16 protein-coding genes are annotated in these 16,443 nt (G+C 59.5%); 4 read left to right on the plus strand and 12 right to left on the minus strand.

The genetic code is table 11. The features are described from left to right. Nucleotides 1-46 precede the first annotated feature (46 nt). The 3 genes from leuC to leuB all read left to right on the plus strand — a co-directional run bounded on the left by leuC (nucleotide 47) and on the right by leuB (nucleotide 2,982). Nucleotides 47-1,306 carry a 3-isopropylmalate dehydratase large subunit gene (gene leuC / locus OGM67_01045; GenBank protein ID UYJ34959.1) on the plus strand — a complete coding sequence of 420 codons (1,260 nt, stop codon included), beginning with the start codon at nucleotides 47-49 and terminating at the stop codon, nucleotides 1,304-1,306. 3 nt (nucleotides 1,307-1,309) lie between these two features. Next, nucleotides 1,310-1,792, plus strand: a complete 483-nt coding sequence (gene leuD, locus OGM67_01050) for a 3-isopropylmalate dehydratase small subunit (GenBank protein UYJ34960.1) — start codon at nucleotides 1,310-1,312, stop codon at nucleotides 1,790-1,792. A gap of 119 nt (nucleotides 1,793-1,911) precedes the next feature. Beyond that, a complete protein-coding gene (gene leuB, locus OGM67_01055) occupies nucleotides 1,912-2,982 on the plus strand; it encodes a 3-isopropylmalate dehydrogenase (protein UYJ34961.1) in 1,071 nt (356 codons plus the stop codon). A gap of 246 nt (nucleotides 2,983-3,228) precedes the next feature. On the opposite strand, the gene OGM67_01060 is transcribed toward leuB, so the two are convergent. The 12 genes from OGM67_01060 to OGM67_01115 form a co-directional block, all read right to left on the minus strand. Continuing rightward, entirely contained in the window at nucleotides 3,229-3,924 is a 696-nt protein-coding gene (locus tag OGM67_01060) for a hypothetical protein (protein ID UYJ34962.1), read from the minus strand. 3 nt (nucleotides 3,925-3,927) lie between these two features. Next, nucleotides 3,928-4,257 carry a PadR family transcriptional regulator gene (locus OGM67_01065; protein UYJ34963.1) on the minus strand — a complete coding sequence of 110 codons (330 nt, stop codon included), beginning with the start codon at nucleotides 4,255-4,257 and terminating at the stop codon, nucleotides 3,928-3,930. 142 nt (nucleotides 4,258-4,399) lie between these two features. After that, nucleotides 4,400-5,419, minus strand: a complete 1,020-nt coding sequence (locus tag OGM67_01070; GenBank protein UYJ34964.1) for an acyltransferase family protein — start codon at nucleotides 5,417-5,419, stop codon at nucleotides 4,400-4,402. Further along, complete coding sequence (locus OGM67_01075; GenBank protein UYJ34965.1) at nucleotides 5,419-5,958, minus strand: hypothetical protein; 540 nt, start codon at nucleotides 5,956-5,958, stop codon at nucleotides 5,419-5,421. The genes OGM67_01070 and OGM67_01075 overlap by 1 nt, the downstream gene beginning before the upstream one ends. Before the next feature lie 2 nt (nucleotides 5,959-5,960). After that, complete coding sequence (locus tag OGM67_01080) at nucleotides 5,961-7,334, minus strand: hypothetical protein (GenBank protein ID UYJ34966.1); 1,374 nt, start codon at nucleotides 7,332-7,334, stop codon at nucleotides 5,961-5,963. 18 nt (nucleotides 7,335-7,352) lie between these two features. After that, the gene (locus tag OGM67_01085) at nucleotides 7,353-8,855 is read right to left on the minus strand and encodes an MBOAT family protein (protein ID UYJ34967.1); all 1,503 of its coding nucleotides are present in this window, start codon (nucleotides 8,853-8,855) and stop codon (nucleotides 7,353-7,355) included. Between the two features lie 27 nt (nucleotides 8,856-8,882). Continuing rightward, nucleotides 8,883-9,236 (minus strand): DUF2304 domain-containing protein, encoded by a 354-nt coding sequence (locus OGM67_01090; GenBank protein UYJ34968.1) that lies wholly within the window; start codon nucleotides 9,234-9,236, stop codon nucleotides 8,883-8,885. Then, nucleotides 9,233-9,952 carry a glycosyltransferase family 2 protein gene (locus OGM67_01095; GenBank protein UYJ34969.1) on the minus strand — a complete coding sequence of 240 codons (720 nt, stop codon included), beginning with the start codon at nucleotides 9,950-9,952 and terminating at the stop codon, nucleotides 9,233-9,235. Before OGM67_01095 ends, OGM67_01090 begins: the two co-directional genes overlap by 4 nt. A 197-nt stretch (nucleotides 9,953-10,149) precedes the next feature. Next, entirely contained in the window at nucleotides 10,150-11,367 is a 1,218-nt protein-coding gene (locus tag OGM67_01100) for a glycosyltransferase family 4 protein (GenBank protein UYJ34970.1), read from the minus strand. An 18-nt stretch (nucleotides 11,368-11,385) separates the two neighbouring features. Further along, nucleotides 11,386-12,561: a UDP-N-acetylglucosamine 2-epimerase (non-hydrolyzing) gene (wecB, locus tag OGM67_01105; GenBank protein UYJ34971.1), complete on the minus strand. Its 1,176-nt coding sequence runs from the start codon at nucleotides 12,559-12,561 to the stop codon at nucleotides 11,386-11,388. A 14-nt stretch (nucleotides 12,562-12,575) separates the two neighbouring features. After that, a complete protein-coding gene (locus tag OGM67_01110; GenBank protein UYJ34972.1) occupies nucleotides 12,576-13,775 on the minus strand; it encodes an NAD-dependent epimerase/dehydratase family protein in 1,200 nt (399 codons plus the stop codon). Continuing rightward, on the minus strand, nucleotides 13,772-14,821 hold the full coding sequence (locus OGM67_01115; protein UYJ36172.1) for a polysaccharide biosynthesis protein: 1,050 nt from the start codon (nucleotides 14,819-14,821) through the stop codon (nucleotides 13,772-13,774). The genes OGM67_01110 and OGM67_01115 overlap by 4 nt, the downstream gene beginning before the upstream one ends. Nucleotides 14,822-15,016: 195 nt before the next feature. Here OGM67_01115 and pepT point away from each other — a divergent pair, with 195 nt between their 5' ends. Next, a complete protein-coding gene (pepT, locus tag OGM67_01120; protein UYJ34973.1) occupies nucleotides 15,017-16,231 on the plus strand; it encodes a peptidase T in 1,215 nt (404 codons plus the stop codon). The last annotated feature ends 212 nt before the right edge of the window (nucleotides 16,232-16,443 follow it).

The following is a 16,443-nucleotide window of genomic DNA, read 5'->3' on the forward strand; positions in this document are numbered from 1 at the left end:
TCCCCTCAAGGGGAAGCCAAAGAACACAAAACGGAGGTACACGACCATGGGCATGACCATGACCCAAAAAATCTTAGCGGCCCACTGCGGCGAGGCAGCCGTGACGGCGGGCCAGCTCATCAATGCCAAGCTCGACATCGTGCTGGGCAATGACATCACGACCCCGGTCGCCATCAATGAATTTGAAAAAGCCGGGTTTGACTCGGTGTTTGATAAGACCCGCGTCAATATTGTGTTGGATCACTTTGTCCCCAATAAGGACATCAAGAGCGCAACGCAGTCCAAGCAGTGCCGCGAATTTGCCGACAAGTACGACATTCTCAACTTCTACGATGTGGGCCAGATGGGCGTTGAGCATGCCCTGCTGCCCGAAAAAGGCATCGTGACCGCCGGTGACTGCATCATCGGTGCCGACAGCCACACCTGCACCTACGGTGCGGTAGGGGCGTTCTCCACCGGCGTCGGCTCCACCGATATGGCCGCCGGCATGGCAAAGGGCATGGCGTGGTTTAAGGTCCCCGCCGCCATCAAGGTGGAGCTGAAGGGTCAGCTGCACAAACCCGTCACCGGCAAGGATGTCATCCTGCACCTCATCGGAAAAATCGGTGTATCCGGTGCGCTGTACAAGAGCCTTGAGTTTACCGGCGAGGGCGTCAGCAGCCTGACGATGGAGGACCGGCTCTGCATCTGCAATATGGCCATTGAGGCCGGTGCCAAGAACGGCATCTTCCCCGTGGACGAAGCGACCGAGGCCTATCTCAAAGGCCGGAGCCAGCGCCCGTGGACGAAGTACGAGGCTGACCCTGATGCCGAGTACGAACAGACCATCACGATCGACCTTGACACGCTTGAGCCTACCGTCAGCTACCCGCACCTGCCGGAGAACACCCACCTTGCGAAAGAGGGCAAAGACATCAAGATCGACCAGATCGTCATCGGCTCCTGCACGAACGGCCGCATTGAGGATATGCAGGCTGCCTACGAGATTTTGAAGGGCAAGCACATTGCCAAGGGTGTGCGCGGCATCATTATCCCCGCCACGATGGCCGTCTACAAGGAGTGCATCCTGCGTGGCTATGCCGAGGCATTTATTGATGCAGGCTGCATCGTCTCCACGCCTACCTGCGGCCCCTGTCTGGGCGGCTACATGGGTATTCTGGCAGCGGGGGAGCGCTGTGTCTCCACCACCAACCGCAACTTTGTCGGCCGCATGGGGCATGTGGACTCCGAGGTCTATCTTGCCAGCCCCGCCACGGCGGCGGCCAGCGCACTGACCGGCTACATCACCGACCCCAGGGAGGTTTGAGCTATGAACGCAAGAGGTCCTGTTTTTAAATACGGCGATAACATTGATACCGATGTCATTATCCCCGCCCGCTATCTGAACACCCAGAGCGCCGCCGAGCTGGCGAGCCACTGCATGGAGGACATCGACAAGAGCTTTGTCGCCCGCGTCAAGGCCGGTGACATCATGGTCGGCGGCGAGAACTTCGGCTGCGGCTCCTCGCGTGAGCATGCCCCCGTTGCCATCAAGGCGTCCGGCATCAGCTGCGTCATCGCCAAAAGCTTTGCCCGCATCTTTTACCGCAATGCCATCAATATCGGCCTGCCGATCCTCGAATGTCCCGCCGCAAGCGAGGCAATCGCCGAGGGCGACACGGTCAGCATCGACTTTGACACCGGCGTCATTACGGACGAAACCACCGGCCAGACCTTTCAGGCCGCGCCGTTCCCGCCGTTTATCCAGAACATCATTGCCAAGGGCGGGCTGATGAACAGCTTGAAGGACTGATGCCCTGTAGGGGCCGGGCATGCCCGGCCCGCGGCTTTACGGCAAAAGTGCTGTGATGGAAAGGCCGAGGGCGGGACATGTCCCGCCCCTACAATAGCAACGAGAGGGAGAACAGAACTATGCAGAAAAACATCACTCTGATCTACGGTGACTGCTCCAGCCCGGAGATCGTGACACAGGCGGTGCGCGTGCTGGATAAAATTGCAGAAAAGCACGGCCATACCTTTACCTATACCCGCGCCTACATGGGCGGCGAGGCCATCGACAAATTCGGTGACCCGCTGCCGGAATCCGAACTGGAAAAATGCAAAAACGCTGACAGTGTCCTGCTCGGTGCCATCGGCGGCCCCAAGTGGGAGGGACTGCCCGGCGAAAAGCGCCCCGAAAAGGGCCTGCTCCGGCTGCGCGCCGGCATGGGCCTGTACGCCAACAACCGCCCGGCGAAGATCTGGCCGCAGCTGGCCGATGCCTCCCCGCTGAAAAAGTCCATCGTGGATAAGGGCATTGACTTCCTTGTTGTGCGTGAGCTGATCGGCGGTGTCTATTTCGGCGAGCATAAGACGATTGAGCAGAACGGCGAGAAGGTCGCCATCGACACAATGCCCTACGCGGAGCATGAGATCGAGCGCATCGGCCGCATCGGCTTTGAAACAGCCATGAAGCGCCGCAAAAAGCTGACCTGTGTGGACAAGGCCAATGTGTTGGACACCAGCCGTCTGTGGCGCGCCGTCATGCACCGCCTGCAGGCCGAGTACCCCGAGGTCGAATACAGTGAGATGTTTGTGGACAACTGCGCCATGCAGATCTGCAAGAACCCCGCGCAGTTTGATGTTATTGTGACGGAAAATATGTTCGGCGACATTCTTTCCGACGAAGCCAGCGAGATCACCGGCAGCATCGGCATGGTGCCGTCCTCCTCTCTGGGCGAGGGGACCTGCGGTCTGTATGAGCCGATCCACGGCTCTGCGCCCGATATTGCCGGGCAGGATGTCGTGAACCCGATCGCCTGCATCCTCTCAGCCGCCATGATGCTGCGCTACAGCTTTGACATGCCGGCCGAGGCGGATGAAATCGAGGCTGCCGTGAACGCGGTCCTCGATGCCGGCTACCGCACCGCCGACATGATGGCAGACGGCTGCACCAAGGTTGGCTGCACCGAGATGGGCAACAAGATTTTGGAGCATATTTAAAAGGCTTCCCCCGCAGGGCTGCGCCCGCAGGCGCGTGTCGGAGCGCAACCGCCGTAGGCGGCTCTTAGCGCGGAGACTGAAGCTGTCACCGAAGGTGACTGATGAGGGGCGACCTTCCCGCAGCAACCCGTTTATGGGTAATTACGGAAAGCTCGCCCCTCATCCGACCTCACTGCGTTCGGTCACCTTCCCCCGCAGGGGAAGGCAAAGCGTCCCCCGATGGTTACGCACCATCGGGGGATGCTTTTATTTCTCCATCACATCCCGCCAAGGCCGCTTTTCGGCAAGCTCGTTGCGGCGGTGGTTGCGCCAGACAAGCAACGCCGCCAGTGCCGCGCCGAACAGGATGACTGCCGCAAGGTTGGGCAGGCCCACCGTGGGCAGCAGCGGCGTGACCCATTTGTCGACGAGCCAAAACTCCACGAACCACAAAAGCATCATGGCGGCTGTAATGGCGCCGTACCGCACACCTTTTTCGGTAGAGGCCGCCCACTCGGCGGGGACAATGCGCTGCAGCAGCCACGCACTGGGCATCATAATGGCAATGCAGAGCACAAGCCAGACCGAGTCGTAATGGCAGTCCCACGGGCGGCCTATCACCGTATAGGTCGCGGCGGAGGCCAACGCAAATGTGCATAGCCACACAAGGCTGTCTGCCATGTAATCCGCAAACTTCGGTTTGGGCATGCTGGCCAGCAGATTCCGTTTAAAAACGTCTACATCCCCGATGACCGACGGCAGATAGTCGCGCCGGGCCTCGGCCTGTGCCGCCATCGCAATCAGGTCCTTGCGGATCAGCTCGATCTCGTACCCGATGCCGCGTGTGTTGTCCGCTACGCTGATGATTTCCGTGATGGTGTCGCGGTCGTACTCTGCCAGCGTTGAAAAAATCAGGTCGTTCTCTTTTTTCAGGTCGCGGTATTCGTTGCGCATTGTTTTCATGGTTCAGCCCTCCTTATTCTGCATAATGCGGTTTACGGCGGCACCGGTGGTCTGCCATGCCGCCGCAAATTCTGCCAGATACTGCTCGCCGTCAGGCGTCAGCCGGTAATATTTGCGGCTCGGGCCGCCGGAGCCGGCGCGGTACTCCGCCGCGATCAGCCCCTTGCGCTCCAGCCGCAGCAGCAGGGGATAGAGCGTGCCCTCGGTCAGGTCGGCAAAGCCGCTCTCCCGCAGGGTGACGGCGATGGCATAGCCGTAGGCCGCCTCACGCGAGATGATCTTTAAAATGCACCCCTCCAGCGTTCCCTTGCGCAGCTGCGCGCGATCAAACATCGTCTACCCTCCTGACTACCTTGTATTACCATGTTCATTGACTATATTGTAATGCAAAGTAGTTCTGCTGTCAAGCAGAAAATAAAAAACCTCCCTTTTAAAAAGGGAGGTGCAAAACCAGATCGAGGTTTGCTGTTCGCTGTTACGATTTGCCGCGCTTATACCAGCAGTTTGCGGCAAAATCAAAGAGGGTCTGCACGGGTTGCCAGTTCAGCACGGCCAATGCTGCGGCGGCCAGCAGCGTGTACCACAGCACGGGCAATGCCACGGGCGCACCGCGCAGCGGCTCAAAAAGCTGCAGCTGCACAAGCAATGCAAGAATCGGCAGGTGCAGCAGGTAGATGGCAAGGGTGCGCCGCCCCAGACCGGTCAGTCGGCGCCCGCTGCTGAAGGCTGCCACAAGCGCCGCCGTGGTAGCAATGCCGACCAGATAAAAGACGATGCGGTATTCCGGCCGGTCGCCGCCCGCATAGCTTACATCGTGGAACAGCTCGGCACTGTTGTCCAAGATCGTCTCCGAGCAAAAGACCCGGATAAAGTAGAGGCCGTAGCCGACCGCCAGACCTGCTGCAGGCAGCAGCCGTGCAGCACGGTTTTGTGCGGCAAAGGCGGCCAGCGTATCCAGCTGTGGGCGGAACAGTACGCCAAAGGCATAAAACGGGAAGAAGGCGAACACCCGCACAAGCATGAACGGCCAGTCTATCAGCCCGCCGGCCAGCCCCACGGCCACCGCCAGCGACATGCCCAGACAGGAGCCGGCCAGCCCCAGCCGGTCGCGCAGCAGGCAGAGCAGCGGCAGCGTCAGGTGCCAGAAGATCAACGCATACAGATACCACATGTGCCGCCATGGCAGCAGCAGAGCGGCCAGCACACCGCCGCTCTCGGCAAAATCCTCCCGCAGAACGACTGCGCGAAAGACAAGCATCAGACTCTGCCCAAGGAAATAGAGCCAAAGCTGCTGGGTGACCAGCTTGCGCGGGTTGAACCGCGCCACCAGACCGCTGCAGGCGCAGAACAGCGCCATGTGGAAGGCATAGATGCAGAAAAAGGTCGCACTGACGAACGGATAGTTCATCCGGTACTGCTCCATAAAGTGGCCGAACACCACCAGCAGGATGCCAAGACCCTTCAGTTCGTCAATGTAATCACGGCGGGGGGCCATCAACGGTCCTCCCACGGGGAGCGGACGACCTCGCCGGAATCGACCTTGGCGTACTCAGCAACCACGGCCCCCGCCTTGACGATGCCGCCGGGTGCCACATGCACACCGCGGCCGAGCGCGGCATCGTGATCGACGATGGCCCCGGCATTGACGATGCAGCCGACGCCCAGATGGACACCGGCCCCCACATAGGCGCGCGGCATGATGATGCAGCCCGGCTCCAGCACAGCGCTGGGGCTGACCGAGGCGGCATCGCTGATGAACACCGGTGTGGCATATCCCGCAGCCGTCAGCTTTTGCAGCAGCTCAACACGCAGCTTGTTATCGCCCAGCGCCACAAAGGCAGGGCGGCCCGGGTGCAGGATGGCCGGGTCCGGGTAATCACGCAGACCACCCACGGCATCGGGGGCATTGTCGTCCAGAAAATCCGCGCTGCCCCAGCCCTCGTCAAGGAGCCAGTCGTTCAGCTGGGTGCCAAAGCCGCCGCGCCCCAAAATCAGCGGGCGCTTTGCGTTAAAGGAAATCTCAAGGAAAGCCATCGTTATCCCTCCTGTTGGTTCATGTCGGAGTCAACCGGTTCAGCGTTGGGGTCATCAAGGCTGGTGCGCGGGTGGACATCCAGCGGATTGGCCAGCGTGCCGTTCTCAAGATCCGCCAAGGCCTGCGGTATGCCGGGGAAGAACCGCTCAATGCCGGTGCCGCCGCAGTGCAGGCCGTCAAAAAAGTCAGTCTCCTGCAGACCCTCGATGCAGGCAGGGTCATAGCTGCCGTACAGCGGTACATTGTTGTCGGCGCAATACTGCCGCAGCCAGTTTTCCACAAGGAAAAAGCCCTTGTGCTGCTCCGGCTCGGTCAGCAGATACCCGTACAGATACGGATGCCACGGTGACAGCACCAAAATGACGGTGGTGCCCTGAGACTGCGCGTACTTGATAAAGGAGTCAAACGCCCGGATCTGGGTGTCGCTCAACTCGTCAAAACCCTCCATATGTACGCTGTTGAAGCTCATGCAGGCCTCGGCCGCCAGCGTGCGGATCTGATCCTCGGTCTGGCTGCGGAAGGCAATATCATACAGCACGCTGCCGTCCGACCGCTTGATGGTGGTGGGCTGGTCGTAGGGGTCGCCCTGCACGGGGTTGAACTCGATGGTGTTGCCCTCGTCATCGGTGACAGTGGTCTGACCGCGGTTCTTGACATAGTAGTCCACATTGCCCTGAAAGTAGGCCGGGTCAGCCAGCGCCTTCCACAGCTCGACCTTGTCGGGCTCCTCATAATCGGTGGGAACATTCAGGACCTTGGTTAAAAATTCGTTGTACAGGTCGGCATCGGCGCGGGCGTCAAACGCAGCTTCGCTGCCGTAGAACACCCATGGGTCAAGGCTCCACAAAAGCACGCGGGGGGCCTTGCCGTAGGTGACCATCTTGTAGTAGCTGGTCATGTTGTCGCGCACATCAGCGCCGGTGACGCCCATGTTGAAGAAGCTCTCAACACCGGTGTTTTCACGGTTGAACTGCAGCACGCGGCTGGAGCCGATACCGATAGCCTCAGGCGTTTCGGGTACATCCTGTGCAAATAATTGTACCACCTGACGCTCGTCCATCTGCTCAAAATTTGTCACATCATAGCCCTGCAGCATCAGATCCACGATACGGCGGGGCGCCAGCGCACCCTGAAACAGGCCGCTGCGGTCCACATTGTAGCTGAATGCTACCATAAAGACGAGAATCGGCACCAGCAGCAAAAACTTGAAGGCGGTTTTTACGCCGAAGTAGATGCGCCGCGCCAGCCCGCGCAGAAGCAGCACAAACGGATTGACCCGCTTTTTCCGGCGGCGTTTTTTCACGGGGGTATTTGTGGGTGCGCCGCGTTGGATCTTGACCGGCGGTGCGGGGACCGGGGTAGGGGATTTAGCCATGGATTACACCGCCCTTTCTCAGTATTGCTGGTAGATGAACGCCGACTGACCGAATGCGGCAAAGAAAAGGATCGCTGCGGCAGCGCCGTAGTAGAGCGTCCAGCGCAGCGGCCAGACCTGCTGGCGTATCCAGCGGGACACGCTGCGGCCGCCGTGCTCCGCCGCAAAGACGACAAAGCAGCCGAACAGCAGCACGACCGGCAGGCGGCCGTCAATGCCGCTGCTGTAGATCAGCCCCGACACCTGCGCCCACGACCCGGCCAGACCGTCCCAGCCCTGCAGCAGTGAGCCATAGACCGCAAACGGGTCGGTGTTGTAGATGGCCGAGGCAAAAAAGACCAGCGTCAGGCAGAACAGCGCATTGGTCACAAGGCACTGCCACAGCGCCTTGAACCAGCCCATACGGTAGAGCGGGTTGAAGCGATTCAGCTTTTTGCGCGCCTTGGCCGTCATCACGCCGAAGGCGGCGCACAGGCCGGTGGCAAGGCCCCATGCCAGATACCGCCAGTCCGCGCCGTGCCACAGGCCGGAGCAGACAAAGACGATGACGATGTTTAAGTAATGCCGCCACGGGGCGCACCGGCTGCCGCCCAAGCTGAAGTAGACATAATCCCGGAACCAGCTGGTCATTGAGATATGCCACCGCCGCCAGAAATCGTTGAAGGTGCGCGCCTCAAACGGGGACTCGAAGTTCTCGATCAGGTCATAGCCCAAAATGCGGGCTGCACCCAGCGCAATGTCGCAGCAGCCGGAGAAATCCATGTACAGCTGTACGGCGAACAGCACGGTGGCCGCCGTCAGGTTCGGCCCGCCCACGGCGGAAATATCACCGTAGACGGCTGCAACATACTGCCGCAAATTGTCGGCAAGGACCATCTTTTTGGTGTAGCCCCACAGCATGCGGAAAGCACCGCCCGCGCAGCGCTGGTAGCTGAAGCGGCGGCTTTTGCGGATCTGCGGGCGCAGCTGGGGGTAACGCTCGATCGGGCCGTTGATCAGCGTGGGGAAGAAGCTGACAAACAGCGCATAGTGCAGCGGGTTCGTCTCGACCCGGCAGCGGCGCTTGTAGACATCAATGGTATAGCTCATGGCCGCAAAGGTAAAGTAGCTCAGCCCCAGTGGTGCCAGCAGATTTTCCCGGCGGGAGAGCAGGCTGCCGCCCAGCGAGTCTGCCAGAAGGTTCCAATACTTGTAGTAGACCAGAATCCCGATGCCGAACCCGACCGAGGCCAGCAGTGCAAGAATACGCACCGGCTTGCACCGAACCTTGCCGATGATGAGCCCGCAGAGCCATGTGATGAGCGTTGCCGCCGCCATGACCCAGACCAGCGGGCGGTTTACGGGATCATAGCAGAAAAAGCCGTAGCTTGCGATCAGCAGAAAGTACGGCCGCAGCACGCGGGGCAGGGCATAGTTGATGAGCGCCACCGCCGCAAAAAAGGCAAGAAACAACAGCGAGGTGATCGCCATCGTCTGATCCTCACACAAAAAAGCGAGGATCTGCTCCCAGGTTATTGTCATGATTCCTCTCTCCGTTCGGGCGCAGGGTCACTGCTTTTCTTCCAGGTCGCGGACGCGCTTTTCCAGTATGGCGTTGGCCTGGGTCAATCGCTTGCATTTGTCCGCCAGCTGGCTGATGGCGATGCTCAGGGACAGCAGCACCACCAGCACGAAGCAGAACATCAGCAGAAAGACGAGGTTGACCGGCATCTCAATGTCAAGCAGGTCGCGCAGCACATACACCACATAGGGGAAGGCGGCGGCAATGACAAGCCCGACAGCCAGCGCCAGCCAGAGCAGGCTGTATTTTACGCTCATAAGGCCGCGCTTTAAAAGGGCAAAGATGATGAGCAGCAGCACAATAGCGCCCAAAATCATAAACAGCTGCAGGTGTGCAGTCATGCGCGGCCTCCTTTTACTTTACGGATGGATAAGCGATCGATGATGAGCGCCAGCGAGACCTTGATCATGTAGTAAGCGCTCTTGAAGCTGTGGATGCTGGACACACCGCCCTGCCGCTCCCGCATGATGACGGGGGCCTCTCCCACGCGGAAACCGGCCAGACTTGCCGCCAGAATGGCCTCCGGCTCGGGGTAATCGGTGGCGTAGTGCTGCGCAAAATAAGCGGTCATGGCCAAATTGGTGGCGCGGAAGCCGCTGGTGACATCCAGCACACGCTTGCCGCAGAGCAGACGAATCATACCGCTCAGCCAGCGGATGCCGACCCGGCGCATAAAGCTTGTCTGGAAGCCTTCTTTTTTAATAAAGCGGCTGCCGATGCACATGTCATAGACGCCGTCCAGCACCGGCTGCACGACCTCCATCAGGTAGGCGGGGTCGTGCTGGCCATCGCCGTCCATCTGTACGGCGACATCATAGCCGTGGCGCACGGCGTACAGGTAGCCGCACTGCACGCCGCCGCCGATGCCCAAATTGACGGGCAGATCGAGAAACGGATAATGACGGCTTTTCAGCAGCGCAGCGCTGCTGTCGGTCGAGCAGTCGTTCACGACAAGAAAGTCCACCTCCGGGCAGGTAGCGCGCAGGTTTTCCACCGTATTGACGATGTTATCCTCCTCATTATAGCAGGGGATGATCACCAGAATTTTTTTATCCAAAATGGGTATACCTCTCAATTTTGGGTGTGTTGCGTTTTGTGGGGGATAGAGGCGGTAACGGCAAGGCTGCGGGCCGCACATGTGCGGCCCCTACAACTCTGCCTGACGGCTTGTAGGGGGCGGCGTCCTCAACGCCCCGCGGAGGGGTCAAAACCCCTCCCTACAAAGCCACTCGAAAATGGGCTGCGTGGGCTTCCTCATTTCCCTTCCACCGTAAATTCCTCCAACCGCTTCAACAACTCGGCTCTCCGGTAATGTGCAGCGTAATACGCATAGGCCTTGCGCCCCAGCTCCGCGCGCTCGGCATCGGTCATGCCATACAGCGCCAGCATATTCTCTGCCAGTGCCTTTTGGTCGCAGGCCGGGCTGACCAGCCCGCCGCCGCTTTCCTGCACAGCCGTATAGCCTGCACCGTTCATTGAGGCCAGCACCGGCTTGCCGGCGGCCATGTAGCTTGCAAGCTTGCCGGGGACCGTCAGGCCCAGATCGGGCGAGTCGGAGAGGGAAATCAGCAGGGCATCGGCCAGCGCGGTGAACTTGGGTACATCAGCGGCGGGGACACTGCCGTAAAAGGTCACGGCATCCCCGGCATGCAGCTCATGGGCGAGGCTTTGCAGGGCCTCGCGGCTCATGCCGTCCCCGACCAGCAGCAGGTGCAGCCGCTCGGCCCCGGCGGCGCGGGCGTCCAGCACGGCGCGCAGCACCATGTCAAGGCTCTGTGCAGGGGTAAAGGTGCCGGTGAATACCAGATTGAACCGCCCGGCAAAGTGCTGCTCCAGTGCAGCATCATGCTGCGGCACGGCGTAGAAATCCTCACAGTACTGCGGAATGACCGCCACCTGCGCCGCTGTCTTGCCGGTGCGGGCGCACAGACGCTCCTGCAGCGGCTCGCTCATGGCAATCAGTCGGTCGCAGCGCTTGTACAGGCTGTCGCTGACCGACTGTGCCACCCACCGCATAAACCGGTTTTTGACGGGCAGCACACTGTACAAATTCTCCGGCCAGAGGTCAAGCACATAATTTGTGAACGGTACATGGTGCTTTTTTGCATACAGCACCGCAGGCCAGCACATCAGCACAGGGCTTGTGTTGAAGCAGAACACCGCATCATACCCGCCGGGCAGGCGCTTCAGGGCTGCTGCCGCGTACAGCGGCCAGCTTACATAATTCAAAAAGATCGTCTTGCCGGTGTTGCCCTTGCGCGGGATCTCTCTTGCGCGGAATACGCGGGCACCCTTATAGCTTTCCTCAAAAGGGCCGTCGGCGCTGTAGCCGTCAAACCATTCCCCATGCGGATAGTTGGGCAGGCCGCACAGTACATCCACGGAAAGACCGTCCTGCACAAAGCCCTCGACAATATCGTTGATGCGGAAATTTTCCGGCCAGAAATGCTGGGTCACTACCAGTATGCGCATAAGCTATCGTGTTCCTGTTTAGTATTTGCGCCACACCATCTTGTTGACAACGCCGGTGTAGCTCTGGATAATTTTGACGACCTTGTCGGAGACATTTTCGTCGGTGTAGTCGGGCACGGGGGTGCCCAAATCGCCGTTTTTGTTCATCTCAACGGCTACATCCACCGCCTGCAGCAGATGGTCGCCGTCAATGCCCGCCAGAATGAAGCAGGCCTTGTCAAGCGCCTCGGGCCGCTCGGTCGAGGTGCGGATGCAGACCGCCGGGAATGGATGCCCGACGCTGGTAAAAAAGCTCGATTCCTCGGGCAGCGTGCCTGAGTCGGACACAACGCAGAAGGCGTTCATCTGCAGGCAGTTGTAGTCGTGGAAGCCCAATGGCTCATGCTGGATGACGCGCTTGTCGAGCTTAAAGCCGCTCTGCTCCAGCCGCTTGCGGCTGCGCGGATGGCAGGAGTAGAGGATCGGCATATCGTACTTTTCGGCCATCTTGTTGATGGCGGTGAACAGCGAGGTAAAGTTTTTCTCGGTGTCGATGTTCTCCTCACGGTGGGCGGAGAGCAGGATGTATTTGCCTTTCTCAAGCCCCAGACGCGCGTGAATGTCCGATGCCTCGATTTTCTCGAGATTCTGGTGCAGCACCTCAGCCATCGGGGAGCCGGTCACATAGGTGCGCTCCTTCGGCAGGCCGGTGTCGGCCAGATAGCGGCGGGCATGCTCAGAGTAGGCCATGTTTACATCGGAGATGATGTCCACGATACGGCGGTTCGTTTCCTCCGGCAGGCACTCATCCTTGCAGCGGTTGCCGGCCTCCATGTGGAAGATGGGGATATGCAGCCGCTTGGCACCGATGACGGAGAGGCAGCTGTTCGTGTCGCCCAGCACCAGCACGGCATCAGGGCGGATGGCCGCCATCAGCTTGTAGCTCTCGGAGATGATGTTGCCCATCGTCTCGCCGAGGTCGGCGCCCACGGCATCCATATAGACCTCGGGGTCGGCCAGCTCCAGATCATGGAAAAAGACGCCGTTCAGGTTATAGTCGTAGTTCTGACCGGTGTGGGCCAGAATGACATCAAAATACTTGCGGGTCTTATTGATGACGGCTGCAAGCCGGATGATCTCCGGCCGGGTGCCGACGATGATAAGCAATTTCAGCTTGCCGTTATTTTTAAAAGAAACGCTGCTGTAATCAGCCATGGGTTCCTCCTCATTTAGACTTTCTCAAAAAACGTATCCGGGTGGTTCGCATCAAACGACTCATTTGCCCACATCAGCGTGACAAGATCCTCCGTCTCGCTCAGATTGATGATATTGTGGGTACAGCCCGGCAGCATATGAACGGCCTGCGGCTCCTCGCCCCGCACCTCAAATTCCAGCACCTCATCGCTGCCGATACGGCGCTCCTGAATCAGGGCGTGGCCTGCAACAACAATGAAAAACTCCCACTTGGTATTGTGCCAGTGCTGGCCCTTCGTGATGCCGGGCTTTGAGATATTCACACTGAACTGGCCGCAGCCTTCGGTTTTCAGCAGCTCGGTAAAGCTGCCGCGGGCATCCTCGTTCTTTTTCAGTGCAAAGCAGACCTTCTCCTTTGGCAGATAGGACAGATAAGTCGAGTACAGCTTTTTGGCAAAGCTGCCCGCCGGGATGCGGGGCATCACCAGCGTAGCGGGCTGCGCTTTGAACTGCTCCAGCAGGTCAACGATCTCGCCCAGCGTGACCCTGTGGGTCACGGTCGCAGCGCAATAGCGGCCCGTCTCGCAAAAAACAGGCGTAAGTCCGTTGTAATCGCAGCGGTGGGGATGCCCCTCAAGCGCATCGAGCATCTCGGTGATCAGGTCGTCAATGTACAAAAGCTCCAGCTCGGTCGCGCGGTCGTTGACCGTGACGGGCAGGTCGTTGGCAATGTTATTGCAGAAGGTCGCCACGGCGCTGTTGTAGTTGGGACGGCACCACTTGCCGAACAAATTCGGAAAGCGGTAGACCAGCACCGGCGCACCGGTGGCCTTGCTGTAGTCGAAGAACAGTTCCTCGCCCGCAAGCTTGCTCTTGCCGTAGTCACTCTCACCGTAGCGGCCAATCAGGGTCGCCTGAATCGAGCTGGACAGCATGACCGGGCAGGTGTTGCCGTGGGATTTGAGCGTGTCCAGCAGGGTGGAGGCAAAGCCGAAGTTGCCCTGCATGAACTCGTCATTGCTTTTGGGTCGGTTGACGCCCGCAAGGTTAAAGACAAAATCGGCCTCGGCACAGAATTTGTCCAGCTCTGCGGGGGGCGTGTCAAGGTCGTACTCAAACACCTCATCCACGGTCAGGGCAGGGCGGGTGCGGTCCTTGCCATCGCGGAGGTTCTTCAGATTTTCGCAGAGGTTGCGGCCCACAAAGCCCTTGGCGCCGGTCACGAGAATTTTCATGCCTTTTTCTCGGCCTCCATCTCCTTCAGTGCGTTGCGCACATACTCGGTGGTCAGGATCTTCTTGACAGTGCCCTCGACATCGAGGCGGTTCGTGTTGTGGCTTGTGTAGGAGTCATCGGCCATCGTGTGGACCTCGCCCTTGACAACGAACTTATCATAATTCAGGTCGCGGTTGTCGGCCGCCACGCGGTAGTAGCCGCCCATATCCTCACTGCGCAGCCGCTCCTCGCGGGTCATCAGCGTCTCAAACAGCTTCTCGCCGTGGCGGGTGCCGATGATGTTCGTGCCGGTATCACCGAACAGCTGCTGCACAGCCTTGGCCAGATCGCCGATGGTGGAGGCATCGCTCTTCTGGATGAACAGGTCGCCCGGGTTGGCATGCTCAAACGCGAACATGACCAGATCCACGGCCTCGTCCAGATTCATCAGGAAACGGGTCATGTTAGGATCGGTGATCGTGATGGGATTGCCCGCCTTGATCTGGTCGATAAACAGCGGGATCACGCTGCCGCGGCTGCACATGACATTGCCGTAGCGGGTGCAGCAGATGGTCGTGCCGCCGCGCTCGGCCGCCACGCGGGCGTTGGCAAAGATGACATGCTCCATCATCGCCTTGGAAATACCCATCGCATTGATGGGGTAGGCAGCCTTGTCGGTGGACAGGCAGACCACGCGCTCAACGCCGGCGTCAATGGCGGCGTGCAGCACATTGTCGGTGCCGATGATGTTCGTCTGCACGGCCTGCATCGGGAAGAACTCGCAGCTGGGCACCTGCTTGAGCGCAGCTGCGTGGAAGATGTAATTCACGCCGGGCATGGCGTCCCGGATGGACTGCGGATTGCGCACATCGCCGATGTAGAACTTGACCTTGTTGGCGTACTCGGGGTACTGGGCCTGCAGCTCATGGCGCATATCGTCCTGCTTTTTTTCATCGCGGGAGAAGATGCGGATCTCGCCGATGTCGGTGGTGAGAAAATGCTTGAGCACGGTATGGCCGAAACTGCCGGTGCCGCCGGTGATGAGTAGGGTCTTATCCTTAAAAATGCTGTCTGCCATGATGGCCTCCTTATATTTGACCGCGCATGGGCGCAGTTTACCTTTATAATCTTATTTATTTTAGCACAAAATTCCCCGCTTGAAAAGGGCATGGGGTTGGAAATTGCTGCTTTTTGTGGTATAATGGCCACGAAATCAAAAGTCCGGCGTCATGCCGAATGTTTTTACAAGGAGGACCCGCCCATGCGCGCCTACGAACGACTGTTAAAATATGTAAAAGTCCACACGACCTCTGACCCTGCCAGCGGCACCCACCCCAGCACGCTGCGCCAGTTTGATTTGGCCAAAATCCTCGTTGAGGAGCTGAAAGAGCTTGGTCTTGCCGATGCCCATGTAGATGAGCATTGCTATGTCTATGCCACCCTGCCCGCCACCCCGGGGCAGGAGAGCGCCAAGCCCCTCGGCTTTATCGCCCACATGGACACGGCGGACGATGCCAGCGGTGAAAATGTGCAGCCGCAGATCCATGAGAACTATGATGGCGGCCCAGTCACCCTGCCGGCCACCGGTGCGGTGCTTGACCCGGAGGTCTTCCCGTTCCTGCGCGAGATGAAGGGTCAGACCCTAATCACGACCGACGGCTCCACGCTGCTGGGTGCAGATGACAAGGCCGGTGTTGCCGAAATTATGACCGCGATTGAGCGCATCATCGCTGAAAACCGCCCCCACGGCAAGCTCTGCATCGGCTTTACCCCCGATGAGGAGATCGGCGAGGGCGCAAGCCTGTTTGATGTAGAGGGCTTCGGTGCAGCCTACGCCTACACCGTTGACGGCGAGGATGTCGGTGAGATCAGCTACGAGAACTTCAACGCCGCCGCCGCGGTCGTGACCGTCCACGGCTTCAGTGTCCACCCCGGCAGCGCGAAGAACACGATGATCAACGCCCAGAATGTGGCGATGGAGTTCCACGCCGCACTGCCCGCCTTCTCCAGCCCGGAGCATACCGAGGGCCGCGAGGGCTTCTTCCACCTGACCAGCATGCAGGGCGATGTGACCACCGCGCATCTGGGCTACATCGTGCGTGACCACGATGCCGCCATGTTTGCCGCCCGCAAGGCCCAGATGCAGCATATTGCAGACTGCCTCAACGAGCGCTACGGCGCCGGTACCGTGGAGCTGGACATCAAGGACAGCTATTATAATATGTTGGAGAAGATCCAGCCGCACTTCCATCTGGTCGAAAACGCCCGCAAGGCGATCTGCGCAGCAGGCCTTGCACCGATCGAAAGCCCCGTCCGCGGTGGCACCGATGGCGCGACCCTGAGCTATATGGGGCTGCCCTGCCCGAACCTCGGCACCGGCGGTTTCAACTTCCACGGCCCGTGTGAGTGCATCACCGCCGAGAAGATGGATCAGGGCGTTGAGATCCTGCTGAATCTGGTGGAGCTATACAAGTAACGCTTTATAAATAAGGAACAGCCCGCGCTTCAAAAAAGAAGCGCGGGCTGGTTGTTTATATGGCTTCCCCCCATGGGGGAAGCTGTCGGCGGCCCCGACCGCCGACTGATGAGGGGCGCGTTTGCCGGTGTGACCCATTTGCGGGCTGTGACGCAGCGGCGGCCAGAGGTCTGGCCACCCTACGGACTCTCGTTCATGTCGTTGGTAGGGGA

It is taken from the genome of Oscillospiraceae bacterium (genome assembly GCA_025757985.1).
Classification (GTDB): Bacteria; Bacillota; Clostridia; order Oscillospirales; family Ruminococcaceae; genus Gemmiger.